Annotated in this window: 8 protein-coding genes; 3 read left to right on the top strand and 5 right to left on the bottom strand. The window is 70.4% G+C overall.

Annotation, left to right across the window (positions count from 1 at the left end):
- Positions 1-72: 72 nt before the first annotated feature.
- Genes G6030_RS08695 through G6030_RS08675 form a run of 5 tightly spaced genes read right to left on the bottom strand, consistent with a single transcriptional unit; the run spans position 73 to position 6,564 of the window.
- On the bottom strand, positions 73-2,112 hold the full coding sequence (locus G6030_RS08695) for a DEAD/DEAH box helicase (RefSeq protein ID WP_063972068.1): 2,040 nt from the start codon (positions 2,110-2,112) through the stop codon (positions 73-75).
- 55 nt (positions 2,113-2,167) lie between these two features.
- Positions 2,168-3,409, bottom strand: coding sequence for an MFS transporter (locus G6030_RS08690; RefSeq protein ID WP_182642858.1), 1,242 nt, complete (start codon positions 3,407-3,409; stop codon positions 2,168-2,170).
- On the bottom strand, positions 3,406-4,740 hold the full coding sequence (locus G6030_RS08685; RefSeq protein ID WP_182642857.1) for a M20/M25/M40 family metallo-hydrolase: 1,335 nt from the start codon (positions 4,738-4,740) through the stop codon (positions 3,406-3,408). The genes G6030_RS08690 and G6030_RS08685 overlap by 4 nt, the downstream gene beginning before the upstream one ends.
- Positions 4,737-5,933: an alanine racemase gene (locus G6030_RS08680; RefSeq protein WP_182642856.1), complete on the bottom strand. Its 1,197-nt coding sequence runs from the start codon at positions 5,931-5,933 to the stop codon at positions 4,737-4,739. The genes G6030_RS08685 and G6030_RS08680 overlap by 4 nt, the downstream gene beginning before the upstream one ends.
- Entirely contained in the window at positions 5,926-6,564 is a 639-nt protein-coding gene (locus G6030_RS08675; RefSeq protein ID WP_182642855.1) for a TetR family transcriptional regulator, read from the bottom strand. The genes G6030_RS08680 and G6030_RS08675 overlap by 8 nt, the downstream gene beginning before the upstream one ends.
- A gap of 143 nt (positions 6,565-6,707) precedes the next feature.
- Here G6030_RS08675 and G6030_RS08670 point away from each other — a divergent pair, with 143 nt between their 5' ends.
- From G6030_RS08670 to G6030_RS08660, 3 genes are all read left to right on the top strand, one after another.
- A complete protein-coding gene (locus tag G6030_RS08670) occupies positions 6,708-8,042 on the top strand; it encodes a D-arabinono-1,4-lactone oxidase (RefSeq protein WP_182642854.1) in 1,335 nt (444 codons plus the stop codon).
- 86 nt (positions 8,043-8,128) lie between these two features.
- Positions 8,129-8,824 carry a hypothetical protein gene (locus tag G6030_RS08665; RefSeq protein ID WP_182642853.1) on the top strand — a complete coding sequence of 232 codons (696 nt, stop codon included), beginning with the start codon at positions 8,129-8,131 and terminating at the stop codon, positions 8,822-8,824.
- Between the two features lie 154 nt (positions 8,825-8,978).
- Positions 8,979-12,827 (top strand): multifunctional oxoglutarate decarboxylase/oxoglutarate dehydrogenase thiamine pyrophosphate-binding subunit/dihydrolipoyllysine-residue succinyltransferase subunit, encoded by a 3,849-nt coding sequence (locus G6030_RS08660; RefSeq protein ID WP_347238615.1) that lies wholly within the window; start codon positions 8,979-8,981, stop codon positions 12,825-12,827.
- Positions 12,828-12,871 lie beyond the last annotated feature (44 nt).

The raw sequence follows: 12,871 nt of genomic DNA, 5'->3' as shown, positions 1-12,871 counted from the left end.
CCGCCCGCCGGTGCCCGGCGGGGCGGTGAGGCGGGAGGCCCGGTCCACGCCGGCCTCCCGCGGGAATCCGCGTCAGTAGCGGTCCTGCCCGCCCCCGGAACGCCCCCGGAACCCTCCGCCGCCGCGCCGGTCGTCGTCTCCGCGGCGGAAACCGCCCCGGTCGTCACGCCGGTTGTCGCGCCTGTCGTCCCTGCGATCCCCGTGCCGCTCGCCTCGACGGTCGGAGTAGCCACCGCGGTCACCACGATCGTCGCGCCGGTGGCCGCCCCCGCGCGGCTTCCCGCCCCGGTCGTCCCGGAACGAGGAGGGCCGCCCCGCGGGCGCGCCACTGTCGGGTCGGATGTCGATCTCGGCGCCGCCGACGCGGATGCCCTTCATCGACTCGAGCTGATCCGACGGCAGGCCGGCGGGCAGTTCCACGATCGAGTGGTCGAACCGGATCGAGATTCGCCCGATGTCGCCGCCGCTGAGGCCTGCTTCGTTGGCCAGCGCGCCCATGATGGAACCGGGCTTGATGTTGTTCCGCTTGCCCACGGCGATCCGGTACTGGGCCATGTCCTTACCCGTACGCGACGGCCGCGGCCCATCGGAGAAGTTCCGCGCGGGACGGTCGCGTCGGTCGCCCCCGCGGTCGTCCTGCCGATCACGCCGCTGGGGACGCTCCGGCTCACGCATGAGGAACTCGTCCGAGTTGCGGGACTGGGTCGCCAGTGCGGCGGCGATGTCCGCCATCGACACCGAGTGCTCGGAGGCGTACTCCTCCACGAGCCGGCGGAACAGCGCGATGTTGGGGTCGTCGAGGCTCTCGGTGATGGACTGTGCGAACTTGGCCATCCGCATCTCGTTGACGTCATCGACGCTGGGCAGCTGGATCTCCGTGAGCGGCTGCCGGGTCGCGCGCTCGATCTGCGACAGCAGACGACGCTCACGAGGGGTGACGAACAGCAGCGCGTGCCCGCTCCGGCCGGCGCGCCCAGTGCGGCCGATGCGGTGGATGTACGACTCGGTGTCGTGCGGGATGTCGTAGTTGACGACGTGGCTGATGCGCGGCACGTCGAGGCCACGGGCGGCGACGTCGGTCGCGACGAGGATGTCGGTGCGGCCGTCCTTGAGCGCCTCGATGGTGCGCTCACGCAGGTTCTGGGGGATGTCGCCGTTGATGGGAGCGGCCGAGAAACCGCGCGCCCGGAGCCGCTCCGCCAGCTCTTCGGTGGCGGACTTGGTCCGGACGAACATGATCATCGCGTCGAAGTCCTCGACCTCGAGGATCCGCGTCAGCGCGTCGAGCTTGTCACGGTGGTTGACCAGGACGTAGCGCTGCTGGATGTTCGGGGCGGTGGAGGTCTTGGACGCGACCTTCACCTCGGCGGGATCGGTGAGGTACTTCTGCGAGATCCGACGGATCGCGGACGGCATCGTCGCGGAGAACAATGCGACCTGAGTGCTCTCCGGCGTGTCCGACAGGATCCGCTCGACGTCCTCCTGGAAGCCCATCGCCAGCATCTCGTCCGCCTCGTCGAGGACGAGGTGCCGCAGGCCGGAGAGGTCGAGCGTGCCCTTCTTGAGGTGGTCGATGACCCGCCCGGGGGTGCCGACGATGATCTGGGCGCCCCTCCTGAGCCCGGACAGCTGGATGCCGTACGCCTGGCCGCCGTAGATGGGCAGGACGTTCACTTGGGGCATGCCTGCGGAGTAGGTGACACACGCCTCGGCGACCTGCAGAGCCAGTTCGCGGGTCGGCGCCAGCACCAGTGCCTGGGGGCTCTTCACCGAGGGGTCGATCAGCGACAGGATGGGCAGCGCGAACGCCGCCGTCTTGCCGGTGCCCGTCTGGGCCAGGCCCACCACGTCTCGGCCCTCGAGGACCAGCGGGATGGTGGCCTCCTGGATCGCGGAGGGCACCTCGTATCCGATGTCCTGCACCGCCTTGGCGACAGCGGGCGCGAGCCCCATGTCCGCGAAGGTGACCGCGGCGTCCTCGGCGGGAGCCTGGTCGCGGGGGGCGTCATCGCTGGCTCCGGCCGGCGCGGCTTCGGGTGTTTCGGGCGTGCTGGCGTCGGTGTCGACCTCGTCGCCGGCGGTGGCGGTACGGTCCTCGTCGTTGTTCTCCATGAGGCCTTACATGCTACGGCCTGCGAGGTCCGTTGAGCGACACGGCTTGCGCAGGTCACTCCCCCGCGGCCACCCTGTCGGCCGCCTGCCGGGGCTCCCTGGCCACGATCCAGGGCACCACCGCCGCCAGGAGGAGGACGCCGGAGACCGCGAAACCCGTCCTGTAGCCCAGCCGGTCCACCACCAGGCCCACGACCACGGGGCCCAGGATCGCCCCGGAGTCGCTCGCCATCTGGAAGGTGGCCAGCACCTTGCCTCCGGCGCGGTCCGCGCCGATGACATCGGCGACGGCGGCTTGCTGTGCCGGGTTGAGGATCCCGGCGCCCATGCCCGCCACCACCGACGCCGCGACGAGGAGTGGAACGGTGTCGCACCACCCCAGGGCGATGGTCGTGACGCCGGAGACCACGAGGCCGATGATCACCATCGGTCGCCTCCCGAAACGGTCCGACAGCCTGCCCGCCGCCGAGACCACGGAGGCCGTGCCCACGGCGAAGGACGCCAACGCCGTGCCCGCGATACCGGCACCGGCGTCGAAATTGGCCGCTGCGAACAGCGGGATGATGGCGACACGGACGCCGAACGAGGTCCAGCCGTTGACGAAACTGGAGATCAGCGCGGCACGGTAGCCGCTGTGACGCAACGCCTCGCCGACGAGCAGTGGCTCCTGCTCGGGGGACTCGTCATCAGGTGAGCGCCTACGACCGCCTCGCAGGAACACGGCCACCACGCCGGTCGCCACGAGCAGGGTTCCGGCGTAGACGAAGAACGGGACGCGCATCCCGAACTCCGCCAGCAGTCCGCCCAGCACGGGCCCGCCGATGTTGCCGATGAGGAACGCGGTCGCGTACAGCCCGGCGATCCGTCCCCGCTCGCCCGGCGGTGAGAGCCTGGTCAACAGCGCCATCGCGGAGATGGTGAACATCGTGGACCCGAGACCGCCGAGGCCGCGGAAGATGAGCAGCTGCCAGTAGGACTGCGCCAGGCCGGTCGCCAGGGTGGAGACCACGACGATGAGCAGGCCGGTCATGTAGACCCAGCGCTCCCCCATCCGGTCCACGAGGAACCCGCCGGCGGGCGCGAACACCAGTCGGAAGAAGGCGAAGGCGCTGACCACGACCGAGGCGGCGGCGACGGACACGTCGAAGTCGCGGGCGAACTGCGGCAGCACCGGCGCCACTAGTCCGTACCCGATCGCGACCGCGAACGCGGCCACGACGAGGACCCAGATGTCCGCCGGCAGGCGGGTCCGGGGCGCGGACCGCGCGGCGTCGCGGTCCTGCGTCGTGCCCCTCACGCCGACCGGAGGACGCGCGCGAGCACGTCGGCACCGAAGTGCAGCGCGTCGACGGGCACCCGCTCGTCGACGGCGTGGAAGTGGCCGAACACGTCGAACTCGTCGGGCACGCGTAGCGGGACGAAGCCGTATCCGTCGATCCCCAGCTCGGCGAGATGCTTGTTGTCGGTGCTGGCGGGCAGGAGGTACGGCACCACAAGGGCGTCCGGATCCGACTCGCGGACGGCCTCTCCGATCACGTCGACCAGGGGGGCGTCCGCCGGGGCCGCGATGGGCGGCTGCCAGATCCACTCGACCGACACGTCCGGCCCGAGCTCCCGCTCCACCTCCGCACGGAACGTCTCCTCGCCGCCGGGCAGGACACGGCAGTCGATCTCGGCGTGCGCCTCCGTCGGGATGACGTTGGTCTTGTACCCGGCGGACAGGACGGTCGGCGAAGCGGTGTGCGACAGGGAGGCGGCGACGAGCGGGCCGAAGTGGCCGAGGACCTCGAGGTGGTCCGGCAGCTCGGCGACGTCCCCGCTGCCGCCGGCGATCCGGCCGACCGTCGCGGCGAGCGCGGTATTGGCCTCGGTGGGTTCCACCGGGAATTCGATGCCGGCGACCCGGTGGACCGCACCGGCGATGGCCGCGACGGCGTTGTCGGGCGTGGGACGCGAGGCGTGTGCGGCGGCACCGTGCGCGGTCACCTTCGCCCAGGCCACGCCCTTCTCGGCGATGGCGATGGGGTACAGACGACGCCCCGCCACGGGCACCGACCATCCGCCGACCTCGCTGAGCGCCTGGGTCATGCCGTCGAAGATCTCGGGACGCTCGCGGACGATCCACTTGGCGCCCATGATGCCGGCCGCCTCCTCGTCGGCGAAGAAGGCGAGCAGAAGGGGGCGCCGCGGGACGATCCCCTCGCGTCGGTAGTGGCGCACCACGGCCAGGATCATGCCGATCATGTTCTTCATGTCGACGGTCCCGCGGCCGTAGAGCCAGCCGTCCCGGATCTCCCCCGCGAAGGGCGGGACGGACCAGTCCTCGGCGACCGCCGGCACGACGTCGACGTGACCGTGCACGACGAGACCACCCGCCTGCGGATCCGCACCCTCCAACCGTGCGAACAGGCTGCCCCTGCCCGGCACCGACTCCACGAGCTCGCTGTCGACGCCGACCTCGTGGAGGTACTCGGCGATCCGCCGACAGACACGGGTCTCGCCGTCGCCGATCGTCGCGGGGTCGCCTGTGTTGGTCGAGTCGATGGCGACGAGGTCGGCCGTGATCGAGACGGCCTCCGCGCGCATCCGCTCCCGGGCCTCGTCGGTCATGTCGTGGGCGTCGGTCATCCGAAACACTTCCCTTCACCACGGTAGGTGGGCCAGCGGTCCACGAGGGCGGGCCCGTCAGCAGTCTCGTCCACCACGTGCAGCGTGTCGAACCGCTCGCACAACTCACCCGCCTTGGCGTGCCTCCACCAGGCACGCCCGCCGATGGGCACCTTCCCGCGCACGGGCGTCTGGACCTCGCCGGCGCCCTCCCGTCCGAGGTATCTCAACCCCGCCGGCGCGACGGGCACCGGCAGGCGATCGTCGCCCGGGGGTCCGGAGGCGACGTACCCCCCGTAGAGGAACGTGGTCAGCCCGGGACCGGGCCTCCGCACTGCGGGCAGTGCGAACATCAGGGCCGGCCGTGGCGTGAAGGACCGGTAGGCGTCGAACAGCCCCGGCACGTAGAGGCCCGAGCCGGCGGTGACCTCGGTGACAGCGGGCGCCGCGGCGCTCTCGGCGACCGACCCCGAGCCGCCAGAGTTGACGATCTCGGGCCACTGTCCGGTGATGTCAGCGATGGCCTCGGCGACCGACCGGCGCACCGCGCGGAGCCGGCGCATCGACAGTCGCTTGACCGCGCCGACCCCGGGAACGTCGTCCGGCACCCCTGCGACCTGCGCCTCGTAGAACATCGCCCCGACCACGCGGAATCCCTCGCGGGTGGCGTGACGCACCAGGGGTGCCACGTCCTCCGGGCCGCGCAGGGGGGATCGCCGGACCCCGAGGTGGACCGGCCCGATCCGGAGTGAGGCGTCGACGTCGATACACACCCGGGCGCCGTTCGCGCCGGCCTCGCGGGCGATCGCCAACTGGCGCGGGTCGTCGACCATCAGGGTCACCGCGTCGAGCGCGCCCGCGTCCGCACCGAGCCGCTCCAGGGCCGCGCGGTCGACAGTGGGGTATCCCATGAGGACGTCGTCGCACCCCGAGTCGACGAGCCACAGCGCTTCGGCGAGCGAGTACGCCATGACGCCGCGGACCGCCTCGTCCCCGAGCAGGTCCGCGCCGAGGACCTCGCGGAGCACCCCACGCGACCGCACTGATTTGCTGGCGATGCGGATCCTGGTGCCCCCGGCCCTTCGGCGCAGGTCTTGCATGTTCTGCCGCAGACTCGGCAGGTGCAGCGCCGCGAGCGGTGCGTCAATGCCGGCCGTCGCGGCGTCCAGGTCGCCGACGACCGCGAGCGGATGGGCCCGGGCCGGGCTACGCACCGTCGGCGGGCCGCGCGTCCCGGACGATCAGGTCGACCGCGCGGTGCAACAGGTCGTTGGCCTCGTCGTCGTCCCGGTAGATCTGCCAGCGGAGGCTCACGCCGGTGATGATCGAGAGCACCACCCGCACCATGTCGTCGAGGCCCATCCCCCACCGGACGCCGGCGGAGTCGGCGGTGCGTTCGAGCACCGACCGCACGATCGCCTCGTTGGACTCCTGCTGGTTCCGGGCCAGTCCGACCTCTGGGAGCCCGTGGGTCCGGAGAGAGTACGAGACGATCTCGTAGGTGAGCAGTTGCCTGTCGGGCGAGGCTGAGATGACGGCCCAGACCAGGTCGATCGCCTCGTACAGCCGGCGCCTCAGCCCCTCGGTACCGCGGGCCCCCGAATCGAAGTCGACACTCACGAACGCCCGCGCGGCCTGGTGGACCTCGGAGTTCACCGCACCGATCACCTCGCGGATGAGCTCCTCTTTGTCCGTGTAGCAGTAGTGGACGACTCCGAGGGAGACGCCTGCACGCTCGGCGACGCCTCGCACGGTCACCGCCCCCAGGCCGTCGTGCTCGGCGATCTCCAGCGCGGCCTGGAGTAGCTGCGCCCGGCGCTGATCGGCAGGTAGTCGTCTGGTCACCCGTCCATGGTACGACGACGAGGAGGCGGTAGACACCGATAACAGGCCTCTGCTCCCCAGGTCGCGCGGACCTCCGCCGAATATTCAGGTCGATTGTCCAGGACGGCTCCCGGCCCGGCCGCCCGCCGGTATTCTCTCCAGCCATGACGACCTCGGTGGCCCCCTGGCAGAACTGGGCCGGCAACGTGCTGGCGACCCCGTCGGAGCGGCGGGCCCCCACGACGGTCGCCGAGGTGAGCGACGTGGTGACCGCTGCGGCGGAGCGGGGTGACCGGGTCAAGTGCGTGGGCGCCGGGCACTCCTTCACCCCGGCTGCGGCGACCGACGGGGTTCTGGTCTCCCTGGACGACCTCACCGGGATCGAGTCGATCGTACCGACCCGCGACGCGGCCGGCCGCGTCGACGGTGCCGACGTGACCGTCTGGGCCGGGACCCGCCTGCACCGCCTCGGCCCGCTGCTCTGGGACCTCGGGTTGGCGCAACAGAACCTCGGGGACTTCGCGGAGCAGTCGCTCGCCGGCGCCGTGTCCACCGGGACCCACGGCACCGGGTGCGGGGCGCCGGGCCTGCCCGCCACCGTCGTCGGACTGCAGCTCGTCACCGCCGACGGGTCCGTCCTCTCATGCTCCCCGACCTCGCATCCGGAGGTCTTCGAGGCCGCCCGTCTCGGCCTCGGCGCCCTGGGGATCATCACCAAGATGACGATCCGGTGCGTGCCCGCCTTCGCCCTCCGGGCCGAGGAACGCCCGTGGACGCTCTCGGCGGCTCTGCAGGATCTGGAGGGGTTCGCCCGCTCCGCGGACCACGCCGAGTTCTTCTGGTTCCCGCACACCGACACGATCACCGTCAAACGGAACACCCGCCTGCCCGGCGACACGGAGCTCCGCCCCGTGGGCCGTGTCCGCGAGCTGGTGAGCGACGAGTTCCTGTCGAACGAGGCGTTCGACGCGCTGTGCCGCGCCGCGACGCGCAGACCGGCACTGACGCCCCGGCTCAACCGCTTCGCCTCACGGGCGCTGTCCGCCCGCGGGTTCACGGATCGTAGCTACCGCGTCTTCGCGTCGCCGCGGCGCGTGCGGTTCCGCGAGATGGAGTACGCGGTGCCCATCGGCGCCGCCTCCGGCGTGTTGCGGGACCTCCGCGACACGATCGACCGGTCCGGCGTCGTCACGCCGTTCCCGGTGGAGGTGCGGTTCGCCGCCGCCGACGACGTCTGGATGTCGACCGCCCACCACCGCGAGGTCTGCTACATCGCCGTCCACCAGTACCATCGGATGGACCACACCGAGTTGTTCCGGCTGGCCGAGTCGATCTTCCTCGCCTCGGGCGGGAGACCGCACTGGGGCAAGATGCACACCCGGACCGCCGCGGACCTGTCGACGATGGTCGAGCGCTTCGACGACTTCGTCTCGGTGCGCGACCGACTCGACCCCGATCGGCTCTTCGGCAACGAGTACACCGAGCGTGTGCTGCCCTAGGGCGCGCCCCGCCCCAGGTTGCGTACCGTGGTGGTACGAGCGGCCCGTGCCGACCGCCCGCCACGACCCCCAGGAGTGAGTGACCAGTGCCCGACCGCGTCCCCGCCCAAGCCGACGCCTCCGGTCCCGCCGCGGGGCTGGTGACGGCAGCCCTGCGCCGGGCGATCCGAGGTCAGGCCGGCGCCGCCCGCGCCTACGTCCGCCAACTCCGTCGCGCACACCCCGACGAGTCGCCCGCGCGGATCCGCGAACGTCTCGACAGCCGATTCCTCACCGCCGTCACCGCCTCCGGCGCGGCCGTGGGCGCCACCGCCGCCGTTCCCGGCATCGGCACGATCGTCGCGTTCGGCGCGGTGGGAGCCGAGTCCCTGGTTTTCCTGGAGGCGGCCGCCTTCTACACGCTGGCGGTGGCGGAGGTGCACGGCATCGACGTCCGTGAGGGCGAGCACGAGGAACTCCTGGTCATGACCGTGATGCTCGGGGCATCCGGCACGGCGATTCTCGCCAACGCGGTCGGGTCGTCCGGCGGGTCCGGCGGCGCGGCGTCGCTGGCGAGCAGGTCGCTGCACGTGCCCGGCCTCAAGGAGATCAACCGCCGCATGCTGAGTCGTTTCGTCCGCAAGTTCGCCGTCAAGCGCGCCGGGTTGGCTGTGGGCAAACTCGCGCCCGCGGGGCTCGGGGCGGCGGTCGGCGGCTGGGGCAACCGGCGACTCGGACGGACGGTCGTGGACACCGCCCACGCGACCTTCGGCGCGCCCCCGACGGCGTGGCCCACCGCATGAACAGACGACCCGGCCCACCGCGTGAACCCACGGTGACGGGCGAGTGGCATCCCCCTGTCAGGTGAGATCGGAAAGCCCCGATCGGGCAGACGGTCTAGCCTGGATCCATTGACGTGTGAAACCCACCACAGAACCAGAGAGGCACCACAAGATCGTGAGCAACAACGTCTCACAGTTCGGACAGAACCAGTGGCTCGTAGACGAGATGTACGAGCGGTTCGCCAAGGACCCGTCCTCGGTGGACGAGTCCTGGCACGAATTCTTCAAGGCCAACCCGGAGGCCGCCTCCTCCTCCGGGTCCCGCTCCACCAACGGCACCGCCCCGCGCGGAACGGGCGGGGCCGGAGACCGGGCGCGGTCCGGCGGTGAGACCCGTGCGACGTCGAAGCAGTCGGGCAAGGCGGACGAGGGGACCGGGTCCTCGGCGAAGAAGAAGGCCGGGGAGCTGACCGTGGACGACGTGACGCCGACGGCGTCCGCCAAGGACGTCGCGGCCAAGCCGGACGCCGACGCCTCACCCCGTCGCAAGGCGCGTGGCCAGGGCGTGCCCGCCCCCTCGGGCACCCCGGAGACACGCAGGAAACCCGATTCGCCGGCGGTGGGCAAGCCCTCCCGTCCGCAGTACACGCCTCCTCAGGAGACGGAGACCAAGGCGCTGCGCGGGGCGGCCAACGCGATCGTCAAGAACATGAACGCGTCGCTCTCGCTGCCGACCGCGACCTCTGTCCGCGCGGTCCCGGCCAAGCTCATGATCGACAACCGGATGGTCATCAACAACCATCTCAAGCGCACGCACGGTGGGAAGATCTCCTTCACCCACCTCATCGGGTACGCGATGGTGCAGGCCATCAAGGTGTACCCGAACATGAACAACCACTACGAGGAGATCGACGGCAAGCCGCACACCGTCACCCCGGCGGGGATCAACCTCGGACTGGCCATCGACATGAAGACCAAGGCCGGTCGCTCGCTCGTCGTCGCGGCCATCCGCAACTGTGAGACCCTCGACTTCCGCGGCTTCCTCGACGCCTACGAGGACATCGTCGCCCGCGCCCGCGAGGGCAAGCTGACGATGGACGACTTCTCCGGCGTCACGGTCTCGCTGACCAACCCGGGCGGTATCGGCACCGTGCACTCGGTGCCCCGTCTGACCGTGGGACAGGGCGCGATCCTCGGTGTGGGCGCCATGGAGTACCCCGCCGAGTTCCAGGGCGCCAGCGAGGAGCAGCTGGCCAACAACGCCGTCGGCAAGATCACCACGCTGACCTCGACCTACGACCACCGGATCATCCAGGGCGCCGAGTCCGGCGAGTTCCTGCGCGAGATCCACCGCCTGCTCCTCGCGGACGAGTTCTACGACGAGATCTTCGACGTCCTCGGCATCCCGTACGAGCCCGTCCGGTGGCGCCAGGACATCACCGATCCCCGCGTCGACAAGGACGCCCGCGTCCTCGAGCTCATCGCCGCGTACCGGGATCGCGGCCACCTCATGGCCGACATCGACCCGCTCGACGGGAAGCACGCGCAGCGTCGCCGCACCTTCCACCCGGATCTCGACGTCAACTCGCACGAGCTCACCCTGTGGGACCTCGACCGCAAGTTCTCCGTCGGCGGCTTCGTCGGCAAGGACAAGATGCGTCTGCGCGACGTGCTCTCCGCCCTGCGCGCCGCCTACTGCCGCAAGATCGGTATCGAGTACACCCACATCCTCGAGAACGAACAGCGCCAGTGGATCCAGGAGCGCATCGAGGGGGTCGACGACAAGCCGACCGTCGCCGAGCAGAAGTACATCCTGTCCAAGGTCAACGCCGCCGAGGCCTTCGAGACCTTCCTGCAGACCAAGTACGTCGGTCAGAAGCGGTTCTCCCTCGAGGGCGCCGAGTCCGTCATCCCGATGATGGACGCGGTGATCGACGAGGCCGCCGAGTTCGGCCTGGACGAGGTCGTCATCGGCATGCCGCACCGCGGTCGCCTCAACGTGCTGGCGAACATCGTCGGTAAGCCCTACCGCCAGATCTTCACGGAGTTCGAGGGCAACATGGACCCCTCGGCCGCGCACGGCTCGGGTGACGTGAAGTACCACCTCGGCGCCGAGGGCATCCAGTACCAGATGTTCGGCGAGAACGAGATCAAGGTCTCGCTCACGGCCAACCCGTCCCACCTCGAGGCGGTCGACCCGGTTCTCGAGGGCATCGTCCGCGCCAAGCAGGACCTCATCGAGGACCCGGAGTGGCGCGCCGAGTACCCGGTCGTGCCGCTCATGCTGCACGGTGACGCCGCGTTCGCCGGGCAGGGTGTCGTCGCCGAGACGCTCAACCTCTCCCAGATCGACGGGTACCGCACCGGTGGCACGATCCACATCGTGGTCAACAACCAGATCGGGTTCACCACCGCCCCCGAGGCCGGCCGCTCCAGCCAGTACGCCACGGACGTCGCCAAGATGATCGGCTCGCCGATCTTCCACGTGAACGGCGACGACCCCGAGGCGTGTGTGCGCGTCGCCCGGCTCGCGATGGACTTCCGTCAGCAGTTCAAGAAGGATGTCGTGATCGACCTCGTCTGCTACCGCCGTCGCGGGCACAACGAGGCCGACGACCCGTCGATGACCCAGCCGCGGATGTACGAGGTGATCGACGGCAAGAAGAGCGTCCGTCAGTCCTACACCGAGGATCTCGTCGGTCGTGGCGACATCACCGAGAAGGAGGCGGAGAACGCCCTCCGCGACTTCCAGGGGCAGCTGGAGCGCGTCTTCAACGAGGTCCGCGAGCTCGAGAAGCACCCGGTCAAGGCCTCCGAGTCGATCCTGCCCAACCAGCCGCTGCCCAAGCGACTGGTGACGGCGGTGGACGAGTCCGTCATCCACGCGATCGGCGACGCCTTCGGCAACCTCCCGGAGGAGTTCCGCATCCACCCGCGCGTGAAGCCGGTGTACGAGGCACGCCAGAAGATGGCCTACAACGGCAACATCGACTGGGCCTTCGCCGAGCTACTCGCGATCGGCTCGCTCGTCCGTGAGGGCAAGACCGTCCGCCTGGCCGGCCAGGACTCGCAGCGCGGCACCTTCACGCAGCGGCACGCGGTGGTGGTCGACAAGACCACCTCCGAGCCCTACTCACCGCTGCAGAACCTCGAGGACGCCGAGGGCCGCTTCGAGGTGTGGAACTCGGCGCTCACCGAGTACGCGGGCCTCGGCTTCGAGTACGGCTACTCCGTCGGCGACCCCGACGCGCTCGTGCTCTGGGAGGCGCAGTTCGGTGACTTCGTCAACGGTGCGCAGACCATCATCGACGAGTACATCTCGTCCGGTGAGGCAAAGTGGGGACAGAAGTCCTCGGTCACCCTGCTACTCCCCCACGGCCACGAGGGCATGGGCCCGGACCACACGTCCGGCCGCATCGAGCGGTTCCTCCAGCTGTGCGCGGAGGGCTCGATGACCGTCGCCCAGCCGTCGACCCCGGCGAACTACTTCCACCTCCTACGCCGCCACGCCACCGACGGCATCAAGCGGCCCCAGGTGGTCTTCACGCCCAAGTCGATGCTGCGCAACAAGAAGGCCGTCAGCGCGATCGCGGACTTCACCTCCGGCAAGTTCCGGTCCGTCCTCGATGATCCGACGTTCGCGGACGGGTCCAAGGACGCCGGCAAGGTCAAGACCATGCTGCTGGTGTCCGGCAAGCTCTACTACGAGCTCGCCGCCCGCCAGGAGAAGGAGGGCCGCGACGACATCGCGATCGTCCGCCTCGAGCAGCTCTACCCGGTCCCCCACCGCCGCATGCGTGAGGCGCTGGACCACTACCCGAACCTCACCGAGGTCCGCTGGGTCCAAGAGGAGCCGGCCAACCAGGGTGCGTGGAGCTTCCTCGCGCTCGAACTGCCGGAGCGGATCGACGACTTCCCGCCGCTCAAGCGGGTCTCCCGTCGCCCGATGGCCGCCACCTCGACCGGCCTGAGCAAGGTTCACGCCGTCGAGCAGAAGGCTCTGGTGGACGAGGCGTTCGCCTGATCCACCCGAACCGGGAACGGGGCCCGGCCGCCATCGGCGGCCGG

This window comes from Dietzia sp. E1 (assembly GCF_014145015.1).
Classification (GTDB): domain Bacteria; phylum Actinomycetota; class Actinomycetes; order Mycobacteriales; family Mycobacteriaceae; genus Dietzia; species Dietzia cinnamea_A.
This window is presented reverse-complemented; position numbering and strand designations above follow the sequence as displayed.

Bases quoted from the DNA above. Each gene is read 5' to 3' on its own strand.
- G6030_RS08695 (WP_063972068.1), bottom strand. From the start codon at position 2,112: ATGGAGAACAACGACGAGGACCGTACCGCCACCGCCGGCGACGAGGTC.
- G6030_RS08685 (WP_182642857.1), bottom strand. From the start codon at position 4,740: ATGACCGACGCCCACGACATGACCGACGAGGCCCGGGAGCGGATGCGC.
- G6030_RS08670 (WP_182642854.1), top strand. From the start codon at position 6,708: ATGACGACCTCGGTGGCCCCCTGGCAGAACTGGGCCGGCAACGTGCTG.